The sequence below is a fragment of the Streptomyces typhae genome, from assembly GCF_009755605.1.
GTDB classification, from domain to species: domain Bacteria; phylum Actinomycetota; class Actinomycetes; order Streptomycetales; family Streptomycetaceae; genus Streptomyces; species Streptomyces typhae.
In genome coordinates this window covers 462,564-486,950 of record NZ_WPNZ01000001.1, presented here as the reverse complement: position 1 = coordinate 486,950, position 24,387 = coordinate 462,564, and the positions used below count along the sequence as shown (strand labels likewise).

Sequence of the window (24,387 nt, the reverse complement as noted above, 5' to 3'; positions counted from 1 at the left end):
CAACGGGCGGTACCTGAGAGAATGCTGAGCATGGCCTCTGATCGTCCTCGCGTCCTCTCCGGGATCCAGCCCACCGCAGGCTCGTTCCACCTCGGCAACTACCTGGGTGCCGTCCGTCAGTGGGTGGCGCTCCAGGAGTCGCACGACGCCTTCTACATGGTCGTGGACCTGCACGCGATCACGGTCCCGCAGGACCCCGCCGAGCTGCGCGCGAACACGCGCCTGGCCGCGGCGCAGCTCCTCGCCGCGGGGCTCGACCCGGACCGCTGCACGCTGTTCGTGCAGAGCCACGTGCCGGAGCACGCCCAGCTCGCCTGGGTGATGAACTGCCTCACCGGGTTCGGCGAGGCCAGCCGCATGACGCAGTTCAAGGACAAGTCCGCCAAGCAGGGCGCCGACCGCGCCTCCGTGGGCCTGTTCACGTACCCGGTGCTCCAGGTCGCGGACATCCTGCTGTACCAGGCGAACGAGGTGCCGGTCGGTGAGGACCAGCGCCAGCACATCGAGCTGACCCGCGACCTCGCCGAGCGTTTCAACGGCCGCTTCGGCGAGACGTTCAAGGTCCCGGCGCCGTACATCCTCAAGGAGACGGCGAAGATCTACGATCTCCAGGACCCGGCGATCAAGATGAGCAAGTCGGCGTCCACGCCGAAGGGCCTGATCAACCTGCTCGACGAGCCGAAGGCCACCGCGAAGAAGGTCAAGAGCGCCGTCACCGACACCGACACGGTGATCAAGTACGACCCCGCGGAGAAGCCGGGAGTCAGCAATCTGCTCAGCATCTACTCCACGCTCACCGGCACCGGTATCGCGGAACTGGAGCAGAAGTACACCGGCAAGGGCTACGGTGCGCTGAAGACCGACCTCGCCGAGGTCATGGTCGAGTTCGTCACCCCGTTCCGCGACCGCACCCAGGAATATCTGGACGACCCGGAGACGCTGGACTCGATCCTGGCCAAGGGCGCGGAGAAGGCGCGTGCGGTGGCGGCGGAGACCCTGGCGCAGGCGTACGACAGGGTGGGCTTCCTGCCCGCCAAGCACTGAGCCCGACCGGGGCCGACCGAAAGCGCCACCCGGAGCAGCAGCACTCGCCGTGCGCCACGGCGCACGCCGCCGCCCTTGACCGCCCACCTGCACGACGACAGGAGTACGACGTGGGGACCGTAACGATCGGTGTCTCGATCGCGGTCCCGGAGCCACACGGCAGCCTGCTCCAGGAGCTGCGCGCCGGCTTCGGGGACCCGGCCGCGCACGGCATCCCCACGCACGTCACGCTGCTGCCGCCGACCGAGGTGGACTCCGGAGCACTGTCCGTGATCGAGCAGCACCTGTCCGCGGTCGCGGCCGCGGGCAGGCCGTTCCCGATGCGGCTCTCCGGCACCGGCACCTTCCGGCCCCTGTCGCCGGTGGTCTTCGTGCAGGTCGTCGAGGGCGGCTCGGCCTGCTCCTGGCTCCAGGAACGCGTCCGCGACTCCTCGGGACCGCTCGTGCGCGAACTGCAGTTCCCGTACCACCCGCATGTCACGGTCGCCCACGGCATCGCCGAGGAGGCCATGGACCGGGCGTACGAGGAGCTGTCGGAGTACGAGGCCGCGTGGCCCTGCACGGGCTTCGCGCTGTACGAGCAGGGGCCCGACGCCGTCTGGCGCAAGCTGCGCGAGTTCGCCTTCGGCGGCTCGACGGTGCCCCCGCAGGCGGGCGCCCCGACGACGCGGGGTACGCTGCCCGCCCGCTGACCGGGCCCCGGAGCGCCCGGCGGGGAAGCCGAGCCGGGGGTGACGGATGAGGACGCGAGCCGGGGTGCGACGTGCCGTGCTCGGCGCGGTCGCGGGAGCGCTGCTGCTGTCCGGGTGCGGAACCGGCGGGGGCGGCGGCGGGGACTCCGCGCGGCCCGGCCCGAAGGGGTCCGCGGCCGGCAAGGGCGGGTCCTGGAAGATCGTGCACGTCGACCGGAAGGCCGACAGCGAACTGCGGGGCGTGGCCGCTCCCGCCGCCGACGACATCTGGGCCACGGGCACCGTGCGCGCGCACGGGGACGACTATCTGCTGCGGTACGACGGCAGCTCCTGGCGGCGGTCCCCGCTGCCCGCGGAGCTCGGCGGGAGCGTCACGCAGACCCGCCTGGAGGCGACGGGCGCCCGCAACGTCTGGCTCGTCGGCATGGACTCCGCGCAGGGCGGCCCCCGCTTCGCGCGCTGGGACGGCAGCCGCTGGCACGGCGTCCCGCAGCCGCCGATCGAGGCCGCCGTCGACGTCGAGGTCCTCGCGGCGGACGACGTCTGGGCCCTGGAGGGCGAGCGCGCGGCGCACTGGGACGGCTCCCGCTGGACCCTCACCCGGCTGCCCGGCACCGCCAAGGCCGTCGACGGGACCTCGGGGAGCGTTCTGTGGGCCGTCGGATTCCGCGACAGCGGGCCCGGAGTGGGCGGCGCCGGGGGCGAGTTGACGCAGACCGCCGCGGCGCGCTGGGACGCCCGCGCGGGCGCCTGGGAGCCCACGCCGACGCCCGCCCACCGCTTCGCCGACCCGGTCCCGCCGGAGGCCGGTGCCTCGCTCGACGGGGTGCTCGCGGTGTCGGAGGACGAGGTGTGGGCGTACGGCACGCACGGCTACAACCACGGCGAGACCGAGAACGAGCCGCCCGAGGAGCACATCCTGCTCCGCTGGGACGGCACCCGCTGGCGGCAGCAGCCCGGCGCGGGCACCGACCCCTGTCTGTCGGGGACACCCGTCGCGCACGACGGCGCGGGCGGCATCCTCTTCGAACGCCACCGCTACCGCGCCCCCGACGGGGCCTGCTCCCGCATTCCCTTCGAGAAGCTGCCCGCCACCGGCGAGATCACCGCGCGCGGCAAGCAGCAGCTCTGGTTCGACCAGGTGGCGCGGGTGCCCGGCAGCAAGCGGTTCGTGGGGGCGGGTCAGGTGTCCGTGATGCAGAGCGGGAATCCGCTGACGATGGCCGCGGTGGCGGTGTGGGAGCCCTGAGCCCCGCAGCCGGGCGGGGCGGTCGGCGACGGGCGGGCCGCGCCGGGGTTCACACCGGCAGGCGGCGGAACACCGGGCGTGGCACGTGCCGCAGCGCCGACATCACCACGCGCAGCGTGCCCGGCACCCACACCGTCTCCGAGCGGCGGCGCAGCCCCGTCTCGATGGCCTCGGCCACCGCGCCGGGCGTCGTCGCCAGGGGCGCCTCCTGAAGGCCCGCCGTCATCTTCGACCGTACGAAGCCGGGGCGCACGACCATGACGTGCACGCCGGTGCCGTGCAGGGCGTCACCCAGGCCCTGGGCGAAGGCGTCGAGTCCCGCCTTGCTGGAGCCGTAGATGAAGTTGGAGCGGCGGGCGCGCTCACCGGCGACGGAGGAGAGCACGACGAGGGAGCCGTGGCCCTGCGACTGGAGCGCGCGGGCGCAGACCAGGCCCGCCGAGACGGCGCCGGTGTAGTTCGTCTGGGCGACGCGGACCGCGGCGAGCGGGTCGTCCTCGTCGCGGGCCTGGTCGCCGAGGATGCCGAAGGCGAGCAGCACCATGTCGATGTCGCCCTCCTGGAAGAGCTTGCCGAGGACGGTGGCGTGCGATTCGGAGTCCAGGGCGTCGAAGGGCACCGTGCGGACGTCGGCGCCCATGTCGCGGAGCTGCTCCGCGGCCTTCTCCAGGGCGGGGGACGGCCGTCCCGCGAGGTGGACGGTGCGGGTGCGGCGGGCCACCAGGCGGCGGGCCGTGGCCAGGGCGATCTCGGACGTGCCGCCGAGGATCAGCAGGGACTGGGGGGTGCCGAAGGCGTCTTTCATGGGGGTCCTTACAGGTGGAGGCGGCGCGACAGGTCCGAGCGGAACAGGGAGCCCGGGTCCAGGTCCTGGCGCAGCGCGCGGAAGTCCTGGAGCCGGGGGTACATCGCGGCGAGCGTCTCGGGGCGGAGCCGGGAGTCCTTGGCGAGGTAGACGCGGCCCCCCGCGGCGGCGACCTCGTCGTCGAGTCCGTCGAGGAGCGTGCCGAGCCCGGGGAGGTTCGCCGGGATGTCGAGGGCCAGGGTCCAGCCGGGCATGGGGAAGGACAGCCAGCCGGGTCCCGCGTCACCGAAGCGCTTCAGCACGGCGAGGAAGGACGGGCACCGGTGCGCGGAGATGCGGTGCACGACGCGGCGCAGGGTCTCCTCCGCGCCGTGGCCGACGACGAACTGGTACTGCACGAAGCCGCCGCGGCCGTACACGCGGTTCCAGTGCGGGACGCCGTCCAGGGGGTGGAAGAAGGCGGAGAGTTTCTGGAGCTCGCCGGTGCGGGAGCGCGGCGCCTTGCGGTACCACAGCTCGTTGAAGAGGCCGACGGTGCGGCGGCCGAGCAGCCCTTCGGGTACGAAGCGGGGCGCGGGCGGCAGTTGCCGGGGCCGGAAGGCGAGGGGGGCGGTGCGCGCGCGGGCGGGCAGGGCGGCGAGGGGCGCGTGGTCGCCGCGGGTGAGGACGGCGCGGCCGGTCGCGGCGCCGCGGGCGAGGAGGTCGATCCACGCGACGGAGTAGCGGTAGCGGTGGTCGGTCGCGGTGAGGCGGGCCATCAGGTCGTCGAGGTCGGTGGCGCGCTCGGTGTCGACGGCCATCAGGGACGTCTCGACGGGGTGCAGCTTCAGGGTGGCGGCGAGGATCACGCCGGTGAGGCCCATGCCGCCGGCGGTGGCGTCGAAGAGCGGGCTGCCCGGCCCGACGGTGCGCACGGTGCCGTCGGCGGTGAGCAGGTCGAGGGAGAGCACGTGGCGGGCGAAGGAGCCGGAGACGTGGTGGTTCTTGCCGTGGATGTCGGCGCCGACGGCCCCGCCGACGGTGACGTAGCGGGTGCCGGGCGTCACGGGCACGAACCAGCCGAGCGGCAGCAGGACGTCCATCAGGCGGTGCAGGGACACGCCCGCGTCGCACACGACGGTGCCCGCGTCCGCGTCGATGGCGTGCACGCGGTCCAGGCCCGTCATGTCCAGGACGGCGCCGCCCGCGTTCTGCGCGGCGTCCCCGTAGGCGCGTCCGAGCCCCCGCGCGATGCCGCCGCGCTCCGCGCAGCCGCGCAGCGCGGCCGCCGCCTCCTCGGGTGACCGGGGCCGCACCAGGCGGGCGGTGCTGGGCGCGGTGCGTCCCCACCCCGACACGGACACGAATTCAGGGGCGGGGGCAGGGGTGGCTGACATGGAAGTGACCGTATCGCCCATGTAAGGGGGCTAAAGAGCGGTTGCTCACCTCACTCCTTCTTCTCACCGAAATGGGTGATTGAGGGAGTGTCATCAAAGATTGTCGTAGTTATTGCGCCTCTTCCTAGAAGAGTTGTTATGTGATGAATCGTAAGTGCTCGAAGAGCAGGGGCTACCTCCGCGCCGCCGACCACCGGCTGCTCTCGGCGCTGCGCGACTGCGGCGCCGACCCGCGGGTGGCCGCGGCGGCCCGCGCGCTGTCCCGCGGCGGCGAGCACGGCGCCCTCTGGCTGGCCGCGGGCCTCGCCGGTGCGGTACTCGACCGGGAGCGGCGCGCGCACTGGCTGCGCGGCACCGCGCTCACCGCCGCCGCGCACCTGGCCAGCATGGGCGTGAAACGCGTCGTGCGGCGCCCGCGCCCCGGCCACGTCGAACCCCTGGTGCGCACCGCGGGACGCCACTCCTTCCCGAGTTCGCACGCCACGTCGGCGACCGCGGCCGCGCTCGTGTACGGCGCGCTCCGCCCCGCCTGCGCCCGGTTCGTGCCACCGCTGGCCGCCGCGATGTGCGTGTCCCGCATGGTCGTCGGCGTCCACTACCCGTCGGACGTCGCGGCGGGCGCGGCCCTCGGCGCGTTCGCCGCCCGTGCGGCCACCCCCTGGATCGGAGGCTTCACCGATGGCTGACCGCACCGCCGTACTGGACCGGAAAGAGGCGCCCGCCGCGCCCCGGCTCCCGAGAACCGGCCCCGGGGCGCTGCCCCTGGGCCTCCTGAGGACCGCACGGCCCCGCCAGTGGGTCAAGAACGTCCTGGTCGTCGCCGCCCCCGCGGCCGCGGGCGAACTCTTCTCGCGTCATGCCCTCGCCCAAGTCGGCTTGGTCTTCTGCCTGTTCACCGCCGCCGCGGCCGCCGTCTACCTCATCAACGACGCCCGCGACGCCGAGGCGGACCGCGCCCACCCCACCAAGTGCCGCCGCCCCGTCGCCGCGGGCCAGGTACCGGTGCCCCTCGCGTACGCCGCGGGCGGGCTCCTCGCCGTCCTCGCGCCCGCCGCCGCGGCCGTTCTGTGCACCCCACTGACGGCCGCGCTCCTGGCCGCGTACGTGGTGATGCAGCTCGCGTACTGCGTCAGCCTCAAGCATGTGCTCGTCGTCGACCTCGCCGTCGTCACCACCGGGTTCCTGATGCGGGCGATGATCGGCGGCGTGGCCCTCGGCATCCCCCTGTCCCGCTGGTTCCTGATCACCACCGGGTTCGGGGCGCTTTTCATGGTCTCCGCCAAGCGCTACTCCGAGGCCGTGCAGATGACCGAGGCCGCGCGGGCCGCCGGGCAGACCGAGCGGCTCGGCGCCACCCGCGCCCTGCTCACCTCGTACACCACCGGCTATCTGCGCTTCGTGTGGCAGCTCGCGGCCGGGGTCGCCGTGCTCGCGTACTGCCTGTGGGCGATGGAGAGCGGCGCCGCCGCGGGCACCGGGCTGCTGCCGTGGCGGCAGCTGTCGATGGTCGCCTTCATCCTCGCGATCCTGCGGTACGCCGTCTTCGCCGACCGCGGCACGGCGGGCGAGCCGGAGGACGTGGTCCTGCGGGACCGCGCCCTCGCGCTGATCGGCCTGGTGTGGCTCGCCATGTACGGATGCGCGGTCGCCGACTGGTGAGGGCGATGGGACGGCTGCGGGGGCTCGGGCCCGAACTGACCGGCTTCGCCGTCGTCGGTCTGTGCGCGTACGCCGCCGACCTCGGGCTCTTCGTCTGGCTGCGCGGCCCCGCGGGCCTGGACCCGCTGACCGCCAAGGCCCTGTCGTTCGTGGCGGGCTGCACGGTGGCCTACACGGGTAACGCGCTCGGCACCTACCGCCGGTCGGCGGCGGCCGGGCCGCCCGGCGGGGCGTCGCGGCTGCGGCAGTACGGGATCTTCTTCGCCGTCAATGTCGCGGGCGCGCTCGTCCAACTCCTGTGCCTGGCCGTCTCGCACTACGGCCTCGGCTTCACCTCGGCGCGCGCCGACGCGGTGTCCGGGGCGGGAATCGGCATGGCACTGGCCACCGTGCTGCGATTCTGGGGTACTCGGACCTTGGTGTTCCGTTCTCGGAGCGCACCGACCGGACAGGTGAGGCAGGCGGGACGGGTGACATGGACTGGTTGAAGAAGCTCCCCGGCATCGGGCCGTACGTCGAGCGGCTGATGCGCACCCACGCGTGGCACTCCTACGAACGCCTCGACCAGGTCCACTGGACCCGGCTCGCCGCCGCGATGACGTTCATCAGCTTCGTGGCCCTCTTCCCGCTGATCACCGTGGCCGCGGCCATCGCCGCGGCCACGCTGTCCGAGAGCCAGGTGCAGAGCGTCAAGGACAAGATCTCCGAGCAGGTGCCCGGGATCTCCGACCAGCTCGACCTCGACTCCCTGATCGCGAACGCGGGCACCGTCGGGGTCGTCGCGGGCGCGCTCCTGCTGTTCACCGGCATCGGCTGGGTGGGCTCGATGCGGGAGTGCCTGCGCGCGGTCTGGGAGCTGGAGGACACCGACGAGAACCCCGTACTGCGCAAGGTCAAGGACGCCGGGGTGCTCGCCGGACTCGGCGGCGCGGGACTCGCCTCGCTCGCCGCCTCCACCGCGGCGTCCACCGCCGTCGGCCGCACCGCCGACCTCCTCGGCGTCGACGAGAACGGCGCGGGCGGCGTGCTCCTGCAGATCTTCGCCTTCGCCATCGCCGTCCTCGCGGACTTCCTGCTCCTGCTGTACGTCCTCACGCTGCTGCCCGGCGTGGAGCCGCCCCGGCGCGCGCTCATGGTCGCCGCGGTCCTCGGCGCCGTCGGCTTCGAACTCCTGAAGCTGCTCCTCGGCGGCTATATGAAGGGCGTCGCGGCGAAGAGCATGTACGGCGCCTTCGGCGTGCCCGTCGCGCTGCTCCTGTGGATCAACTTCACCGCGAAGCTGCTGCTGTTCTGCGCGGCGTGGACGGCGACACCGTCGAAGACCGTCACGGAGGGCTCCCCGGAGTCCGGGACGGCCGGGGAGCCCGAGGCGGCCGAGGAGCCCGCACGGCCCGGCGGAGCAGCACGCCCCGGCGGGGCCACGCGGGCACCGGACGCTACTGGCGGCGCAGCGGCCAGCGGCGGTTGAGCAGGAACAGACCGCCCGCGATCACCGCGAGCACCCCGGCGGCGATGCCGAAGGCCGTGCCCATGCCGCTGCCGCTGCCCGAGTCCTTCTCGGTGGCCTTCGCGACGCCCTCGGCGCCGCCCGCCTGGCCGCCCTTGCCCGGCGCGCCCTGGCCGGTCTTCGCGCCCTTCGGGGCGACCAGCTCACCGACCGGCTCGACCTTGTCGGCGGCGGCGAAACCCCAGTCGAGGAGGCGGGCGCTCTCCTTGTAGACGGCGTGGGGCTCGTCGGAGCCCGGGTTCATCACGGTGACGAGCAGGACCTTGCCGTCGCGCTCGGCGACACCGGTGAAGGTGTTGCCCGCGTTGGTCGTCGAGCCGTTCTTGACGCCCGCGATGCCCTTGTACTGCTCGACGCCGTCGGTTCCCGTGAGGAGCCGGTTGGTGTTCTGCATGCCGAACGACTCGCGCTTCGACTTGCCCTTGTCCTTGCCCTTCTTGATCTTCTTCGTCTCGCCGGGGAACTGCGCGGTGGCCGTCGCGCAGTACTCCCGGAAGTCCTTCTTCTGCAACCCCGAGCGGGCGAACAGGGTCAGGTCGTACGCCGACGACACCTGGCCCTTCTCGTCGTAGCCGTCGGGCGTGACGACACGCGTGTCCAGGGCCTGGAGGTCCTCGGCGTGCTCCTGCATGTCCTTCACGGTCTGCGGCACGCCGCCGTTCATGGCGGACAGCACGTGCACGGCGTCGTTGCCGGACCGGAGGAAGACGCCGAGCCACAGGTCGTGGACCGAGTACGTCTCGTTCTCCTTCACCCCGACCAGGCTGCTGCCCGCACCGATGCCCGCCAGGTCCGCCGGCTGGACCTTGCGCTGCTGCGTCTTCGGGAACTTCGGCAGGACCGTGTCCGCGAACAGCATCTTCAGGGTGCTCGCCGGGGCCAGGCGCCAGTGCGCGTTGTGCGCCGCGAGCACCTCGCCGGTCTCGGCGTCCGACACCATCCAGGAGCGCGCCGAGAGCTCCTTCGGCAGCACCGGCGCACCCGCCTTCAGGTCCACCTGGGTACCGGGCTGACCGAGGCGCGCACCGCCGACGGTCGACATCGACGCGGGCGGTTTCGGCTTGTCGTCCTTGCCGCCCGGCTTGTCGTCGGCGAGGGCGGGGCCGGTGGCCGACAGGGAGAGCAAGGTCGCGGAGGCGACGAGCAGGGCGGTCTTCTTCAACGCTGGCACGGACGAGAACGTACAGGGGCGCCCCGCGCCGCCCTCCGCCGAGGTCACCCTTGCCGCGGTCCGGCGCTCCGCACCCCGAAGGCGGTCCGTGAGGGCGGCTCGCGATACTGAGGACATGAAGCTCAGCCGCCCCGTCTCCTGGTTCCTGCTCGCCTTCGGCGTGTGGAGCTGGTTCATCTGGATCACTTTCGTCAAGAACCTGTGGAAGGACGGCAGCGGGCTCGCCTTCGACGACGCGGGCGATCCGACCGGGTACTTCTGGGTGCACCTGACGCTCGCCGTTGTCTCCTTTGTCTTGGGGACGGTGGTAGGAAGCATCGGGTTGCGTGGCGTCCGCGCACTGCGCAGAACCTCATAGCCATGGGTGTCGTCATCGGGGTGCTCGTCGGGGCAGGAGTGCTTGCCCTCCTTGCCGGTCTGCTCTGGTACGTGTGGCGGCGCACGGTCCGTGACACCACCCGCCCCCGCTCCCGCGCCCGCCGGGCGGGCACGGCCGTCTTCTTCACGGGCCCGGTCCTGGCGTTCGCCGCCCTCGGCGCGGAGCGTGGCGGCGCCCCGTTCCTCCTCCAGCAGATCCTGGCGTGGCCGGGTTTCCTGTGGCTGGCGTTCGCGCTGTATCTGTTGGTGGGGCTGCTGGTGGGGGAGGCCGTGCGCCCCCTGCTGGGGCGGTGGCTCGCGCGCCGCGAGCGCCCTTCGGATGCGTCGGAGGAGCGAGTTCCGGCCCGTCCGGCGTTTGAGGACGAGGCCCGCAGGGCCGATGAGGCGGGGAAAGGGGCGCAGCCCCAGCAGGCCGGGACGGGCGGCCGGGACGTGACCCGGCGCCTCTTCGTGTCCCGCGCGGTCGCCGTGACAGCGGCAACGGCGGCGGCAGCCACGGTCGGCCACGGAACGTACGGAGTCCTGCGCGGCCCCAGGATCAAGCGTGTCGCCGTCCCGCTGGCGAAGCTGCCGCGCGCGGCACACGGCTTCCGGATCGCCGTGGTCAGCGACATCCACCTGGGCCCGGTCCTCGGCGAGGGCTTCGCCCGCCGCGTGGTGGACACCATCAACTCCACCCAGCCCGACCTGATCGCCGTCGTGGGCGACCTGGTGGACGGCAGCGTCGCCGACCTCGCCCCGGCGGCCCGCCCGCTCGCGCACCTTCGGGCACGGCACGGTGCCTATTTCGTCACCGGCAACCACGAGTACTTCTCCGGCGCCGAGCAGTGGGTCGACCATGTGCGCTCGCTCGGCCTGCGCCCCCTGGAGAACGCCCGTACCGAACTGCCGTACTTCGACCTCGCCGGGGTCAACGACGTACAGGGCGAGGACGAGGGCGAGGGCCCCGACTTCGTGAAGGCGCTCGGCGACCGCGACCGGACCCGGGCGTCGGTGCTCATGGCCCACCAGCCCGTGGTCATCCACGACGCCGTGGAACACGGCGTCGACCTGCAGCTCTCCGGCCACACCCACGGCGGCCAGCTCTGGCCCAACAACTTCGTCGCCGACCTCGCCAACCCGACCCTCGCGGGCCTCGAACGCTACGGAGACACCCAGCTGTACGTGACGCGCGGCGCCGGCGCCTGGGGCCCGCCCGTGCGGGTGGGCGCGCCGTCCGACATCACGGTGGTGGAGCTGGCGTCGCTGCGGGCGTGAGGGGCCCGGACGGGAACCGCGGCGCGGACCACGGCGGCTCCAGGGGGTGCGGGGGAGCGGCCGGCCGCGGCGGGGCGGGCACCCTGGGCAGCGTCACGAGGACGGTGAGGCCCTCGTCCGGGGCGGTGCTGACCTCGACCCGCCCGCAGTGCGCCGCCACCACGCCCTGCACGATGGCCATGCCGAGCCCGCTGCCCGCGCCCCGCCCGGACCGGAAGAACCGGTCGAAGACCCGGGCCGCGTCCTCGGGGGCGAGCCCCGGACCGTCGTCGGCGACCGTCAGGCGCACCGTGTCCCCGCACCGGTCGAGGCCGAGCCGGACCGGCGTGTCGGCGGGCGTGTGCGTACGGACGTTGGCGAGCAGGTTCGCGAGCACCTTGCGCAGCTGCTGCTCGTCCGCCTGGACGAGGATCGCGCCGTCCGCGGACACCGTGAGCGGCCGGTCCGGCTCCTGGGCGCGCAGGTCGTCCGCCGCGTCCCGCACCAGACGGCTCAGGTCCACGGAGCGGAAGCGCAGCTCCGGCTGCTGGTCCAGGCGGGCCAGGGTGAGCAACTCCGCCACGAGGTGGCTCATGCGGTCGGTCTCGGCGTGCACCCGCCCCCAGGCCCGGGTACGGGACTCCGGGGTGTCCAGCATCCCCCGGTCGTACAGCTGGAGGTAGCCGCGGATCGCCGACAGCGGGGTGCGCAGCTCGTGCGAGGCGTCCGCGACGAACTGCCGCAGCTGCGCCTCGCTGCGCTCCCGGGTGACGAAGGCCGTCTCGACCTGCTGGAGCATGGAGTTGAGGGCCAGGCGCAACTGCTCGGTCTCCATGACCGCGGCCCTGCTCGCCGGCACCCGCCGCTTCAGGTCGCCGTCGGCGATCGCGGAGGCCGTCTCGACCATGTCCTCCAGGGGGCGCAGACGCTGATGCGCGGCGATCATCGTGAGGACCGCGAGCAGGGCGAGGAGCAGCGCGCCGAAGGCCAGGTCCAGCTTGAGCGCCTTGGCCACGCTCGACTGGACGGTCTCCGTCGACGCCGCCATGACCACCACCGAACCGTCGGCGAGCCGGGCCGCGACACCGCGGTAGGAGTCGCCGTTCAACGTCAGGCCCTGCGGTGACGTGTGCCGGGCCAGCTCCGTCGCGTCGTCCACCGCCTCGGCGAGGGCGAGCTGGCGTGCCGTCGTCGGCAGCGGGCCGATGCCGACGGGTTCGCCGTCCCGGTCCACGGCGACGAACACGGACTCCGCGGCCGGGAGTTCCTCGTTGGCCTTGATGGCCTCCGGCGATATCTGGTCCAGGGAGCCGAGGTCGGCGAGGCTGCGCAGGTCGTCGAGGACCAGGCCGCTCTGCCGCATCGCCGTGCGGGAGGAGGTCAGTTCGCTGTCGACGTTCTCCAGGAGGTAGTGCCGCATGCCCATCAGGCTCACGGCGGTCGCCGCCACGACGCCGAGGGCCAGGAGCGCCACGTTCACGAGGGTGAGCTTGGCGCGCAGCGAGTTCATGCCGAACCGGCCGCGCCTGCCGCGGCCGCCGGTGCCGCCGGTGCCGCGGGGCTCCGGGCCTGGCCTGTCGCGGAGCCTCATGCCGTACTTCCCGCGAGCCCGTATCCGACGCCGCGCCGCGTCGTGATCAGCGGCGGCCCCACCTGGTCGAGCTTGCGCCGCAGATAGCTGATGTAGGTCTCCACGACCGTCGACTCCGCGCTGTGCTCGATGTTCCACACATGGCGCAGGAGTTGCTCCTTGGGAACGACCCGGCCGCCGTTGCGGACCAGGAAGCGGAGGAGCGCGTACTCGGTCGGGGTCAGCTGCACCGTGCCGCCCTCGCGCCGCACCACGTACGTCGTCTCGTCCAGCTCCAGGTCGCCGTAGCGCAGCGGCGGGCGCTGCGGCAGCACGTCGTGCGGGCGCACCCGGCGGAGCACCGCGCCGATACGGGCGACGACCTCGTCGATGTTGAACGGCTTGGTGATGTAGTCGTCGCCGAAGCCGAGGGCGCCCACCACCTCGGCGGGCGCGTCCCTGGCGGTGAGGAAGACCAGCGCGAGGTCGGGCATCCGGGTCCGCAGCTCCTGGCCGAGGGCCCGCCCGTCGCCGTCCGGCAGCATCACGTCGAGCAGGGCGCAGTCCGGCCGGGTCCGCGAGGCCATCGCGAGGGCCTCGCGGACCGTGCCCGCGGTCATCACGTCGAAGTGGTGGAAGCGCAGGGTGATGGCGAGGACGTCGGCGATGCTCGGCTCGTCCTCGACGACGAGGACGGTCGCGCGCCCGCGGCCGTCGTCGGGCCCGGCGGCCGGGCCCGCGGCGGCTTGTGTTCCCGGGTGACCTTCGTTCATGACCCCAGTATCCGCACCGCCCGCGCGCGAAGTGCGCGGCCGCCCTTTGGAGTTCCTTGAGAATCACGGCCGAAAGATGTCGTTCGCGCGGTGCTCGTCCGATGCTGGGAGCAGACGCGGCGACCGACTGCCGAACACGGGCAGACGCGGCGACCGACTGTCCAACACGAGCAGACGCGGCGACCGCCTGCCGAGGACTCACGGCCGAGGAGCGACGACATGGCGGAACGGGACAGGGGGAGTCGGCGGCACCGGCTCCGCACCGCTGTCCTGTCACGCCTGGCGGGCCTCCTGCACCGCGCCCGGAGGGCGGGCCGCCGGTCCCCGGCCGGGCCCGAGCGCCACGCGCCCCGTCCCGCCGCCGTACCCGAGCCGGCCGAGCCCCCGGGCCGGGCGGTGCTGGACGCCGGGCCCCCGGCCCCGGAGGAGCTGGAGGCCCTGGTCGCCGCGGCCCTCAACACCCCGCGGCCACCGGTCGCACCGCCCTCGGCCGCCGGCACCGCCGAGACTCCGCCCGCCTCCGACGCCTGCGACCCGGAACCCCCGTCCGGGCCCGTGGACGTCGGACGGCGGGCGGCCCACGACGCCTGTGCCGCACGGGCCGCGCGCGACGCCCGCCTCGCCCGGGAAGCCCACGCGCAGGGCCGGGCCCACGGCCCGTACGCCTCCGTCGTGCACGGCTTCATCGTCACGCCCGACGGCGAGCCCCTGCACAGCGTGACCGTCACCCTGCTGGCCCGGGGCGGTCGGCGGCTGGACCGTGTCTCGTCCCTGGCCGACGGCTCCTACATCCTCGCGGCCCCCGCCCCCGGCGTGTACGTCCTCGCGGCGACGGCACCGGGCCATGCCGCGAGGGCCCGCCACATCATGCTCGGCGACGGCCCGCTGACCTACGACCTGGAACTGGTCGAGACCGTCGGTGGCGGCGTGAGAACGCGGTGAGCCGACGCGCGCGTCGCCCCCGGTGACGTGCGCGGGAACCCTGGCCCGGGAGCGGAGCTGCACCCGCCCCCGGCCCTGCTGCCGGGACACCCGCGAGCCCAGCCCCCATGCCCAGGGGACTGCGAGCGAGCCGACCGGCACAGCGGTGGCCGCCCTTCCACAGGGGCGGCCACCGCTGCGTGGACGGTGCGGCGCGTCCGCCTCCGCCCCGCCCGCCGGCGTTGCTTCTCGCACGCCCGACTCGGCGCTCACATACAACCTTTGGCTGTGACCGAAGGTCCGTACGCGAGGATGTTCTGTCCGGTCGCGGGTGGGTGCAGGGGGCTTCGCAGGTGGATCTCAGGTCCGAGGAGTACGAGGAGTCCGCGGAGTTCGCGAGGTTCGAGAAGGAGGTCACGGGGTTCGCGCCGGAGGCCGTCGTCACGTTGGACGCGGCGGACGAGGCGCGCCTCGTGGGGGAAGTACCGGGCCGGCGGGTGGTGATGGCCGGGGCCGGGGTGGTGTTCCTGGTGGGCTGCGCGGTGGTGGTGGCGCGGGTGGTGCTCGGGTGAGGGTGCGCCCGGCTCGGGGCTCGGTGCCGGGACGGGGCCCGGTACCTGGAGGGGGCCCGGTGCCGGGGTGACGGCGTGCGCGCTCCGTCAGGCGCGGCCCAGCTCCGGGCGCTTGGAGTAGTCCGTGAAGCCGACGACGTTCCCCCACGGGTCGGCGATCTCCACCGTCCAGCCGGTCGCCACCGAGTGCGGCTCCGCCAGGACGGGGATGCCCGCTGCCGCCAGGGACCTGGCCTTCGCGCGGGCGTCCGGCACCTCAAGCCAGACGCGGGGCGTCGGCCACGGCGGCGGGCGGCGGCCGATGCCGTCCTCCACGCGCAGCAGCACTCCGGGCGTCTCCGGGCCCACCTTGAGGATGGCGAGGCCCGCCTCGTCCAGGCGGCGGGTGACCGGGAAGCCGGCGCGCTCGTAGAAGCCGACCGACTCGTCGAGGTCGCCCACGGGGAACAACGCGTTGTCGAAACCGAGCAGATCACACGTGACTGACACCTGATTGTCTGACATAACGTCAGAATACGGGTCGGGTTCCGCTTCGAGGCCGCGTCAATGCCGTACGGCGCGTTTCGCGCCGGGGAGCCTGGTACCCGTCGGACTCCGCCTACGTCTGGAGCGCACGCCATGCCCGAGACCACTCAGGACCTCACCGCCCTCGCGGACGACCACCTGAACGCCGCCCGGGCCGACGCCCATGGCCGCAGTGCCCGGTTGCTCGTCCACGACGGCCCTCTGCGCCAGAGCGTCATCGCCCTGACCTCGGGCTCCGCACTCGACGACCACGTCACTCCCCCCGCGGCGAGCCTCCAGGTCCTGCGGGGAAAGGTCCGCCTGACCACCGAGGCGGGCGGGGAGCACCTGCTCGCGGCGGGGGAGCTGTGGGCCGTGCCGAAGGAGCGGCACGGGTTGCTGGCGGTGGAGGACGCGGTGGTCCTGCTGACGGCGGTGACGGCGACGGCGTGAGCGGGCTTGCGGCTTTTTCAGCCCCTCCTGCGTTTGAGGAGCGGGGTCTGGGGCGGAGCCCCAGGATCGGAGAAGGGGCGGGTCTGGGGCGCCGCGCGAGGCCCACCCGCCCGCGCCCAGGCAAACCCCACCCACACCAGCCCCCACACCCCCACGGCCACCCACAGCAACACCCGCCCCAGCGTCCGCAGCCACGGCACATCCGTCACCGCCCCGGTGGACAGCGCCGCCACGGCCGTCATGCCGAGGGGGAACACGGTGGCCCAGCGGCGGACGTCGTAATAGGGCCGCGGCCGTGCCGCCTCGGCGGCGGCGAGGACCGCGTACCAGGCGAGCGCGAGGGCGAGCAGGACGTAGGTGAGGTTGCGCAGGAACGCGTGGCCCGTGCCCGTGTACAGCGGTGACGCCGTCAGTTTGGACGCGGCCAGGGCCGAGATGGCGAGCGCGCCGCCCGCCACCCACTGGTCGCCCGCGCCGGTCCACACCTGCCGGAAGTCGAAGCGGCGCAGGGCGTCCGCGTACAGCAGCAGGCCGAGGGCGAAGCACGCCAGCGCCGCGTCCCCGAGCCAGTCGCCCTTCCCCGCGAGGGACAGGGTGGAGGCGAGGACGGCCAGGCCCTGCGTCGCCACGCACACCAGGAACACCCCGCCCGGCATGCCGTGCCGCAGCCAGTGCCGGACGACGGCGAGGAGCAGGCCCGGCCAGACGAGGACGGCGATCACGAGCAGGGCGATCGCCGGCCACTGCCGGCCGAGGAGTGAGAAGCGGGTGCCGACGACGGTCGTCGCCGCCACCGCGGTGAGCGCGGGCGGCGTGACCGCCGCCGCCGTCCAGCGCGAGCGATCGCGCGCCAGGAGGTCGACGAAGTCCGCAGCGAGCACCACCCACAGCACGCAGGCCACGGCCAGGAAGATCTCCGACAGGATGTCGTGGCCCGTCAGGTACAGGCCCACCGAGATGATGCCGGTGGCCATGACGCAGGCCCCGGCGGCGGGAGTCACCTCGTCCCGCCATGCCCGTTCGTTCCGCAGTGTCCGTCCCACAAGGCCATGAGACCGCACCGGGCGGGGCGCCACCACTCGGCCTAAGCCAGGCTTGCGGCCCCGGCGGCCCGCGCGTCGTATGGACGGTGTGAACCCCACCGAACCGGCTGCCCTGCTCCTGAAGTCCGGCCGCTTTCTGCGCCGGGGCGAGGCCGCGCCCGACCTGCACAGCGTCCGGATCGAGGGCGGGCGGGAAGGGGACGTCTTCTACCGGGACCGGTGGAGCCACGACAAGGTCGTGCACTCCACCCACGGCGTGAACTGCACCGGCTCCTGCCGCTGGAAGGTGTACGTCAAGGACGGCGTCATCACCTGGGAGACCCAGGCCACCGACTATCCGACGACGGGCCCCGACCGGCCCGAGTACGAGCCCCGCGGCTGCCCCCGCGGCGCCGCCTTCTCCTGGTACACCTACTCGCCGACCCGGGTCCGCCACCCGTACGTCCGCGGGGTCCTCCTGGACATGTACCGGGAGGCGAAGGGGCGCCTCAAGGATCCCGTCCTCGCCTGGGCGGACGTCCAGGGCGACCCCGAGCGGCGCCGCGCCTACCAGCGGGCCCGCGGCAAGGGCGGGCTCACCCGCGCCACCTGGGACGAGGCCGTGGAGATCATCGCGGCCGCGCATGTGCACACCATCAAGACCTACGGCCCCGACCGGGTCGCCGGGTTCTCGCCCATTCCCGCCATGTCCATGGTGTCGCACGCGGCCGGTGCCCGCTTCATGTCGCTGATCGGCGCGCCCATGCTGTCGTTCTACGACTGGTACGCGGACCTGCCGGTCGCCTCGCCGCAGGTCTTCGGCGACCAGACGGACGTACCGGAGTCCGGGGACTGGTGGGACGCCGCGTATCTGATGATGTGGGGCTCGAACGTGCCCGTCACGCGGACGCCCGACGCGCACTGGATGGCCGAGGCCCGCTACCGGGGCCAGAAGGTCGTGGTCGTCGCGCCCGACTACGCCGACAACGCCAAGTTCGCCGACGAGTGGCTGCACCCCCACCCCGGCACCGACGGCGCCCTCGCCCTCGCCATGGGGCACGTGATCCTGCGCGAGTGCTTCGTCGAGCGGCGGGTCCCGTTCTTCGACGACTACGTACGCCGCTTCACCGATCTGCCGTTCCTCGTCACCCTCACCGAGCGCGACGGCGCGTACGTACCCGCGAAGTTCCTGCGCGCCACCGACCTCGGCGACACCGGGGAAGGCGCCGAGTGGAAGACCGTCGTGCTCGACGAGGGCAGCGGGCAGCCCGTCGTACCCGGCGGCTCGCTCGGCTTCCGCTGGACCGAGTCCGGCAAGGGCAAGTGGAACCTCGACCTGGGGGAGGTGCGGCCCCGGCTCTCCCTGTACGAGGAGGACGCCCGAGGCGTGGAAGTGCTGCTTCCGCGCTTCGACACCGAGGGTGGCGCGCACGGGCAGGGGCGGGGCGAGGTGCTGCGGCGCGGGGTGCCCGCCGTGCGGCTCGCCGGGCCCGGCAGTCCGCTGGTCACCACTGTCTTCGACCTGCTGCTCGCGCAGTACGGTGTGGGGCGCGAGGGGATGGTGGGGGACTGGCCCTCCTCGTACGACGACGCCTCCTCGCCCGGCACCCCCGCCTGGCAGGAGGCGCACACGTCCGTGCCCGCCGCCCAGTGCGCCCGTATCGCCCGGGAGTTCGCGGCGACGGCGGAGAGGTCCCGCGGCCGGTGCATGATCCTCATGGGCGCCGGGACCAACCACTGGTTCCACTCGGAGACCATCTACCGCACCTTCCTCGCCCTGCTCCAGCTCACCGGCTGCCAGGGCCGCAACGGCGGCGGCTGGGCGCACTACGTCGGCCAGGAGAAGTGCCGCCCCGCCACCGGCTGGGCCACCCTTGCGGGCGCCGGTGACTGGTCCCGGCCGCCCCGGCAGATGATCGGCGCCGCGTACTGGTTCCTGCACACCGACCAGTGGCGCTACGACCGGTTCGGCGCCGACGTGCTCGCCTCGCCGCTCGGCGAGGGCCGGTTCGCGGGGATGGCGGCGGCGGACTGCCTCGCGCAGGCCACCCGGGCGGGCTGGATGCCGTCGTACCCGACGTTCGACCGCAATCCGCTGGAGCTGGGGGAGGGGGACGACCCGGTGGGGTCGGCCGTCCGGCAACTGCGCTCCGGTGAGCTGAAGTTCGCCGGTGAGGATCCCGACGCGCCCGAGAACTGGCCGCGCGTGCTCACGCTCTGGCGCGCCAATCTGCTCGGCTCATCGGCCAAGGGCGCCGAGTACTTCACCAAGCATCTGCTCGGGACGCACTCCTCGCTGCGCGCCGAGGAGGCACCGCCCGAGGTCCGGCCCCGGGACGTGGTCTGGCACGAGCGGGCCCCGGAGGGAAAGCTCGACCTGCTCCTGTCCCTGGACTTCCGCATGACGTCCTCGACGCTGCTCTCCGACATCACCTTGCCCGCCGCCACCTGGTACGAGAAGCACGACCTGTCGACCACCGACATGCACCCCTTCGTGCACGCCTTCACCCCGGCCGTCGACCCGCCCTGGGGGGCCCGTACCGACTTCGACGCGTTCCGCGCCATCGCCGACCGGCTCAGCGAACTCGCCGCCCGTCACCTCGGCACCCGCAAGGACCTGGTGGCGACGGCTCTCCAGCACGACACCCCGGGCGAGATCGCGCAGCCCGGCGGGGTGGCCCTGGACTGGCGGCGCGGCGAGTGCGAGCCCGTGCCGGGCAGGACCATGCCCGCCCTCACCGTCGTCGAACGGGACTACACCGCGATCGGCGCGAAGTTCGCCGCCCTCGGCCCGCTGGTGGAGAAGCTCGGCCTGCCCGCCAAGGGCATCGCGCTGCGCCCCGACGAGGAGGTGGAGGCGCTGCGGGCCCTCAACGGCGTGGTCAGAAAAGGCCCCGCGGCCGGGCGGCCCCGGCTCGACACCGCCGTGAAGGCCGCCAACACCATCCTCGCCCTGTCCGGCACCACCAACGGGCGCCTCGCCACCCAGGGCTTCCACACCCTCGAAGCCCGCACCGGGCAGGAGATGGCGCACCTCGCCGCCGAGCACGAGGGCAAGCGGATCTCGTACGCCGACACGCAGGCCGCACCCGTCCCCGTGATCACCTCCCCGGAGTGGTCGGGCAGCGAGTCCGGCGGGCGCCGCTACACCGCTTTCACCCTCAACACCGAGCACCTCAAGCCCTGGCACACCCTCACCGGGCGCCAGCACTTCTTCCTCGACCACGACTGGATCCACGAACTCGGCGAGGCGCTGCCCGTGTACCGGCCGCCGCTCGACATGCACCGCCTGTTCGGAGAGCCGCGCATCGGCGCCGACGGGGAACGGGAGGTGACGGTCCGCTACCTCACCCCGCACAACAAGTGGTCCATCCACTCCGAGTACCAGGACAACCTCTTCATGCTGTCGCTGTCCCGGGGCGGCCAGGTCATCTGGATGTCCCCGGACGACGCGGCGGCCATCGGCGTACGCGACAACGACTGGATCGAGGCCGTCAACCGCAACGGCGTGGTGGCCGCGCGGGCCGTCGTCTCGCACCGCATGCCGGCCGGCACCGTCTACATGCACCACGCGCAGGAGCGCACGGTGAACGTCCCCAGGACGGAGACCACCGGCCGCCGCGGCGGCATCCACAACTCCCTGACCCGGCTGCTCCTCAAGCCGTCCCACCTCATCGGCGGCTACGCGCAGCTCTCCTGGGCCTTCAACTACCTGGGCCCCACCGGCAACCAGCGCGACGAGGTCACGGTCGTGCGGCGCAGGACCGAGCAGGAGGTGACGTACTAGCCATGCGGGTACTCGCTCAGATCGCGATGGTCATGAACCTCGACAAGTGCATCGGCTGCCACACCTGCTCGGTGACCTGCAAACAGACGTGGACCAACCGCTCCGGCGTGGAGTACGTCTGGTTCAACAACGTCGAGACCCGCCCCGGGCAGGGCTACCCGCGCCGCTACGAGGACCAGGAGAAGTGGCGCGGCGGCTGGGAGCTGAACCGGCGCGGCGCCCTGAAGCTGAAGTCCGGCGGGCGCTTCCACGCCCTCGCCACGATCTTCTCCAACCCGGTCCTGCCCGGCATCAAGGACTACTACGAGCCCTGGACGTACGAGTACAAGAACCTCACCGACGCCCCCCTCGGCGACGACTACCCGGTCGCCGAGCCCCGCTCCCTGATCTCCGGCAAGCCCATGAAGATCGAGTGGAGCTCCAACTGGGACGACAACCTCGGCGGCGGAGCGCAGAGCGTCGCCGCCGACCCGATGGTGGCACAGGCCGAGGAACGCGCCCGGGAGACCGCCGACCGGGCCGCCGTGCAGGTCAAGGCCGCCTTCGAGCAGACCTTCATGTTCTATCTGCCGCGCATCTGCGAGCACTGCCTGAACCCGGCGTGCGTGGCGGCCTGCCCGTCGGGGGCGATGTACAAGCGCTCCGAGGACGGCATCGTCCTCGTCGACCAGGACCAGTGCCGCGGCTGGCGCAAGTGCGTGACCGGCTGCCCGTACAAGAAGGTCTACTTCAACCACCGCACCGGCAAGGCCGAGAAGTGCACGCTCTGCTACCCGCGCCTGGAGGTGGGCCTGCCGACGGTCTGCTCCGAGACCTGCGTGGGCAGGCTGCGGTACCTGGGCGTGGTCCTGTACGACGCGGACAAGGTGACGGCGGCGGCGTCCGTGCCCGACGAGAAGGACCTGTACGAGGCCCAGCTGGGCATCCTCCTCGACCCGGCCGATCCCGAGGTGCGCCGGGCCGCCGAGCGCGACGGCATCCCGCACGACTGGATCGAGGCGGCCCGCCGCTCACCCGTGCACGCCCTCGTCTCCACCTACCGGGTGGCGCTGCCGCTGCACCCGGAGTACCGCACCCTGCCGATGGTCTGGTACGTCCCGCCGCTGTCCCCGGTCGTGGACGCGCTCAGCGGCACCGGCCACGACGGCGAGGACGCGGGCAACCTCTTCGGCGCCATCGACACCCTGCGCATCCCCCTCGCATACCTGGCGGAGCTGTTCACGGCGGGCGAAGTGGGGCCGGTGCGGGCGGCTCTGGAACGCCTCGCGGCGATGCGCTCGTACATGCGGGAGGTGAACCTGGCGGGTTCGGACAACAACCTGGCGGGCCCGGACAGTCCCGACGACCTCCCCGACGCCTCGATCCCCGCCCGCGTCGGCATGACCCCCGACGGCATCGAGGACATGTACCGCCTCCTCGCCCTCGCCAAGTACGACGAGCGCTACGTCATCCCGACGGCGGCGCTCGGTGACGCCCGGCGCCTGGAGGAGTCCGCGGTGCCCGACGGCTGCGGCCTCGACCGGCCCGGCGGCCCCGGGATGGTCCCGCCGAACCCCGGCCCGTTCGGGGACGACTCCGGGAGGTACGGGGAGCTGCCGCTCGTCACGATCGAGAACTTCCACGCGTCGCGCCGCCGCCAGACGGCGGACGACATGCCCGCCATCGGCTCCGGCGAAGCCGTCGGCTCCGGCGAGGAGGAGGAACGATGACCGAACCCGCCGTGCTGTACCAAGGGGCCGCGCACTGTCTGTGCTACCCCGACGCCGAGGTCCGCGAGCGCCTTCCCCTGGTGCGGGCCGCGGTACCCGAACTGCACCCGTTCCTGGACGAGTTCGAGCCGTGGTCGGCGACCGCCGCCGCCGAGCACTACGTCCGCGTCTTCGACTTCAAGAACCGGCACAGCCTGTATCTGAGCTGGTGGCTGGACGGCGACACCCGCCGCCGGGGCGCGTCCCTCGTCGCCTTCAAGGAGACGTACCGCGCCTACGGCCTCTCCGTCACCGGCGAGGAACTGCCCGACTTCCTGCCCGCCGTCCTGGAGTTCACCTCCCGCACCGGCAACCGGGACCTCCTCGCAGCCCACCGCGCGGGCCTCGAACTGCTGCGCCTCGCCCTCACCGACGACGGCACGCCCTACGCGGCGATCCTCGACGCGGTGTGCGGGACCCTGCCGGGGCCGACCCCGAGGGACCGCCTCGAAGCACGGGCCCTGGCGCGGACCGGGCCGCGCACCGAGACCGTCGGCATCGACTCCCCGCCCGGATACGGTTCCTCGCCAGGGTACGGCGCTCCGCGCGGGCTCGGGGACCGCTGATGCACCTCTTCCTCTGGGGCGTGCTGCCCTACCTGGCCGCGGTCCTCCTCGTCGCCGGCACCGTCTGGCGCTACCGCTACGACAAGTTCGGCTGGACCACCCGCTCGTCCCAGATCTACGAGTCCCGCCTCCTGAACATCGCGTCCCCCGCCTTCCACTACGGGATCCTCTTCGTCCTCGTCGGCCACCTCATGGGCCTGTTCGTCCCGGCGTCCTGGACCGAAGGCGTGGGCCTGGACGAGCACGCCTACCACCTGTTCTCCCTCTTCGGCGGGACCGCGGCGGGAGCCCTCGCGGTCGCGGGCATCGCCGTCCTCGTCTACCGCCGCCGCACCAACACCCCGGTCTTCCGCGCCACCACCCGCAACGACAAGCTCATGTACGCGGTGCTGCTCGCAGCGATCATCATGGGCATGTGGGCCAAGCTGGCCCACTCCACCCTCAGCAAGGGCTACGACTACCGCGAGACCATCGCCCCCTGGTCCCGCTCCCTCTTCACCCTCCAGCCCAAGGTCTCCCTGATGGAGGGCGTCCCCCTCACCTTCCAGATCCACGCCGTCATCGGCCTGCTCCTGTTCGCCCTGGTGCCGTTCACGCGGCTGATCCATATGTTCAGCGCGCCGGTGCAGTATCTGTTCCGGCCTTATGTGGTGTACCGGAGCAGGGGGGCCGGGCCTCGGCGGGAGCGGCGGGGGTGGGAGCGGGTGGATTCGTAGGCGTCAGTCGGCCTTGGGCCTGCCCGCTTCCAGGATGGCCGCCACGTCCAGGGACACCTTGGCGCCGATCGAGTCGGGGAGCGTGACCGTCTGGCCGGGCGCGTGGACCTGGTGGCTGGCGTAGCCGTCGGCGGTCGGTTCGGTGAGGACGTGGAGGCGCTGATGCTTGCGGTCCACGATGACGTAGACGGGGATCTTGGCTTCCCCGTACGCGGCGACCTTCGTGCGGAGGTCCGTCTGGTAGTTGCTGGAGGTGACCTCCAGGATCAGGCGGACGACTGCGGGGTCGTGGCACCCGCTCTCGATGCAGTGATCCCGGTAGTCGGCGTCCACGACAGCCATGTCAGGGATCGCGTGGTCCTCGGCACCGGTGGGCAGCCAGACACCGAAACACTGGATGATCCGTGTTTCCGTGCCGTGGAGTCCTGCTGAGAGAAACGGCAGCATGAGGTCTGTCAGGACTTCGCCGTGGGGGCCGTCAGGAGCTGGGGACACGAGGATCTGGCCTCCGATGATCTCGACGCGGTGGCCCGGCAGGCTGTCTCTGATGCGATTGGCCTCTGCGATCAGCGGCCGGTCGCCGTGCGGCTGCTCGACGGATGCTGCGGACATCGCGTGCCTCCTGGGGGCTGGTATCG

At 72.9% G+C, this 24,387-nt stretch carries 24 protein-coding genes; 16 read left to right on the top strand and 8 right to left on the bottom strand.

What is annotated here, in order from left to right; all coding sequences use genetic code 11:
• The first annotated feature begins 30 nt into the window (after nt 1-30).
• The 3 genes from trpS to GPA10_RS02080 all read left to right on the top strand — a co-directional run bounded on the left by trpS (nt 31) and on the right by GPA10_RS02080 (nt 2,985).
• Nucleotides 31-1,044 carry a tryptophan--tRNA ligase gene (gene trpS, locus GPA10_RS02090; RefSeq protein WP_157163942.1) on the top strand — a complete coding sequence of 338 codons (1,014 nt, stop codon included), beginning with the start codon at nt 31-33 and terminating at the stop codon, nt 1,042-1,044.
• A 110-nt stretch (nt 1,045-1,154) separates the two neighbouring features.
• Nucleotides 1,155-1,736 carry a 2'-5' RNA ligase family protein gene (locus tag GPA10_RS02085; RefSeq protein WP_058848226.1) on the top strand — a complete coding sequence of 194 codons (582 nt, stop codon included), beginning with the start codon at nt 1,155-1,157 and terminating at the stop codon, nt 1,734-1,736.
• Nucleotides 1,737-1,800: 64 nt separating this feature from the next.
• Nucleotides 1,801-2,985, top strand: coding sequence for a hypothetical protein (locus GPA10_RS02080; protein WP_157163941.1), 1,185 nt, complete (start codon nt 1,801-1,803; stop codon nt 2,983-2,985).
• 49 nt (nt 2,986-3,034) lie between these two features.
• Here GPA10_RS02080 and dprE2 read toward each other — a convergent pair whose 3' ends face one another.
• Complete coding sequence (gene dprE2 / locus GPA10_RS02075) at nt 3,035-3,790, bottom strand: decaprenylphospho-beta-D-erythro-pentofuranosid-2-ulose 2-reductase (RefSeq protein ID WP_157163940.1); 756 nt, start codon at nt 3,788-3,790, stop codon at nt 3,035-3,037.
• An 8-nt stretch (nt 3,791-3,798) separates the two neighbouring features.
• On the bottom strand, nt 3,799-5,166 hold the full coding sequence (gene dprE1, locus GPA10_RS02070; protein WP_157163939.1) for a decaprenylphosphoryl-beta-D-ribose oxidase: 1,368 nt from the start codon (nt 5,164-5,166) through the stop codon (nt 3,799-3,801).
• 143 nt (nt 5,167-5,309) lie between these two features.
• Here dprE1 and GPA10_RS02065 point away from each other — a divergent pair, with 143 nt between their 5' ends.
• The 4 genes from GPA10_RS02065 to GPA10_RS02050 are packed head-to-tail and all read left to right on the top strand — an operon-like array spanning nt 5,310 to nt 8,293.
• On the top strand, nt 5,310-5,852 hold the full coding sequence (locus tag GPA10_RS02065) for a phosphatase PAP2 family protein (RefSeq protein WP_157164199.1): 543 nt from the start codon (nt 5,310-5,312) through the stop codon (nt 5,850-5,852).
• Entirely contained in the window at nt 5,845-6,825 is a 981-nt protein-coding gene (locus tag GPA10_RS02060) for a decaprenyl-phosphate phosphoribosyltransferase (RefSeq protein WP_157163938.1), read from the top strand. The genes GPA10_RS02065 and GPA10_RS02060 overlap by 8 nt, the downstream gene beginning before the upstream one ends.
• A 5-nt stretch (nt 6,826-6,830) precedes the next feature.
• On the top strand, nt 6,831-7,313 hold the full coding sequence (locus GPA10_RS02055) for a GtrA family protein (protein ID WP_157163937.1): 483 nt from the start codon (nt 6,831-6,833) through the stop codon (nt 7,311-7,313).
• Nucleotides 7,301-8,293: a YihY/virulence factor BrkB family protein gene (locus GPA10_RS02050; RefSeq protein ID WP_058848232.1), complete on the top strand. Its 993-nt coding sequence runs from the start codon at nt 7,301-7,303 to the stop codon at nt 8,291-8,293. The genes GPA10_RS02055 and GPA10_RS02050 overlap by 13 nt, the downstream gene beginning before the upstream one ends.
• Here GPA10_RS02050 and GPA10_RS02045 read toward each other — a convergent pair.
• Complete coding sequence (locus GPA10_RS02045) at nt 8,262-9,503, bottom strand: D-alanyl-D-alanine carboxypeptidase family protein (protein ID WP_058848357.1); 1,242 nt, start codon at nt 9,501-9,503, stop codon at nt 8,262-8,264. The two genes, GPA10_RS02050 and GPA10_RS02045, sit on opposite strands and share 32 nt — an antisense overlap.
• Before the next feature lie 115 nt (nt 9,504-9,618).
• On the opposite strand from GPA10_RS02045, the gene GPA10_RS42145 reads away from it, so the two are divergent.
• On the top strand, nt 9,619-9,861 hold the full coding sequence (locus tag GPA10_RS42145; protein ID WP_058848233.1) for an SCO4848 family membrane protein: 243 nt from the start codon (nt 9,619-9,621) through the stop codon (nt 9,859-9,861).
• A gap of 2 nt (nt 9,862-9,863) precedes the next feature.
• A complete protein-coding gene (locus GPA10_RS02035; RefSeq protein WP_157163936.1) occupies nt 9,864-11,138 on the top strand; it encodes a metallophosphoesterase in 1,275 nt (424 codons plus the stop codon).
• On the opposite strand, the gene GPA10_RS02030 is transcribed toward GPA10_RS02035, so the two are convergent.
• Both GPA10_RS02030 and GPA10_RS02025 read right to left on the bottom strand, forming a co-directional pair.
• Nucleotides 11,104-12,627, bottom strand: a complete 1,524-nt coding sequence (locus GPA10_RS02030) for a sensor histidine kinase (RefSeq protein ID WP_246258718.1) — start codon at nt 12,625-12,627, stop codon at nt 11,104-11,106. The genes GPA10_RS02035 and GPA10_RS02030 overlap by 35 nt on opposite strands.
• Before the next feature lie 77 nt (nt 12,628-12,704).
• Nucleotides 12,705-13,460, bottom strand: coding sequence for a response regulator transcription factor (locus GPA10_RS02025; protein WP_157163934.1), 756 nt, complete (start codon nt 13,458-13,460; stop codon nt 12,705-12,707).
• A 219-nt stretch (nt 13,461-13,679) separates the two neighbouring features.
• Here GPA10_RS02025 and GPA10_RS02020 point away from each other — a divergent pair, with 219 nt between their 5' ends.
• Nucleotides 13,680-14,402 carry a carboxypeptidase-like regulatory domain-containing protein gene (locus GPA10_RS02020; protein WP_246258615.1) on the top strand — a complete coding sequence of 241 codons (723 nt, stop codon included), beginning with the start codon at nt 13,680-13,682 and terminating at the stop codon, nt 14,400-14,402.
• Nucleotides 14,403-14,734: 332 nt separating this feature from the next.
• Nucleotides 14,735-14,953, top strand: a complete 219-nt coding sequence (locus tag GPA10_RS02015) for a hypothetical protein (protein WP_157163933.1) — start codon at nt 14,735-14,737, stop codon at nt 14,951-14,953.
• Nucleotides 14,954-15,040: 87 nt separating this feature from the next.
• Here GPA10_RS02015 and GPA10_RS02010 read toward each other — a convergent pair whose 3' ends face one another.
• Nucleotides 15,041-15,457 carry a VOC family protein gene (locus GPA10_RS02010; protein WP_157163932.1) on the bottom strand — a complete coding sequence of 139 codons (417 nt, stop codon included), beginning with the start codon at nt 15,455-15,457 and terminating at the stop codon, nt 15,041-15,043.
• A gap of 114 nt (nt 15,458-15,571) precedes the next feature.
• Between GPA10_RS02010 and GPA10_RS02005 the strand changes: the two genes are divergently transcribed.
• Nucleotides 15,572-15,910 carry a cupin domain-containing protein gene (locus GPA10_RS02005; RefSeq protein ID WP_157163931.1) on the top strand — a complete coding sequence of 113 codons (339 nt, stop codon included), beginning with the start codon at nt 15,572-15,574 and terminating at the stop codon, nt 15,908-15,910.
• Between the two features lie 17 nt (nt 15,911-15,927).
• On the opposite strand, the gene GPA10_RS02000 is transcribed toward GPA10_RS02005, so the two are convergent.
• On the bottom strand, nt 15,928-16,953 hold the full coding sequence (locus GPA10_RS02000; protein ID WP_343040201.1) for a tellurite resistance/C4-dicarboxylate transporter family protein: 1,026 nt from the start codon (nt 16,951-16,953) through the stop codon (nt 15,928-15,930).
• A gap of 79 nt (nt 16,954-17,032) precedes the next feature.
• On the opposite strand from GPA10_RS02000, the gene GPA10_RS01995 reads away from it, so the two are divergent.
• From GPA10_RS01995 to narI, 4 genes are read left to right on the top strand one after another with little or no spacing between them, the layout of a single operon-like run.
• A complete protein-coding gene (locus GPA10_RS01995; protein ID WP_157163930.1) occupies nt 17,033-20,719 on the top strand; it encodes a nitrate reductase subunit alpha in 3,687 nt (1,228 codons plus the stop codon).
• 2 nt (nt 20,720-20,721) lie between these two features.
• The gene (gene narH / locus GPA10_RS01990; protein ID WP_157163929.1) at nt 20,722-22,428 is read left to right on the top strand and encodes a nitrate reductase subunit beta; all 1,707 of its coding nucleotides are present in this window, start codon (nt 20,722-20,724) and stop codon (nt 22,426-22,428) included.
• Nucleotides 22,425-23,033, top strand: coding sequence for a nitrate reductase molybdenum cofactor assembly chaperone (gene narJ / locus GPA10_RS01985; RefSeq protein WP_157163928.1), 609 nt, complete (start codon nt 22,425-22,427; stop codon nt 23,031-23,033). The genes narH and narJ overlap by 4 nt, the downstream gene beginning before the upstream one ends.
• Nucleotides 23,033-23,749, top strand: coding sequence for a respiratory nitrate reductase subunit gamma (gene narI / locus GPA10_RS01980; RefSeq protein WP_157163927.1), 717 nt, complete (start codon nt 23,033-23,035; stop codon nt 23,747-23,749). Before narJ ends, narI begins: the two co-directional genes overlap by 1 nt.
• Nucleotides 23,750-23,752: 3 nt before the next feature.
• On the opposite strand, the gene GPA10_RS01975 is transcribed toward narI, so the two are convergent.
• On the bottom strand, nt 23,753-24,361 hold the full coding sequence (locus GPA10_RS01975; protein WP_157163926.1) for a Uma2 family endonuclease: 609 nt from the start codon (nt 24,359-24,361) through the stop codon (nt 23,753-23,755).
• Between the last annotated feature and the right edge of the window lie 26 nt (nt 24,362-24,387).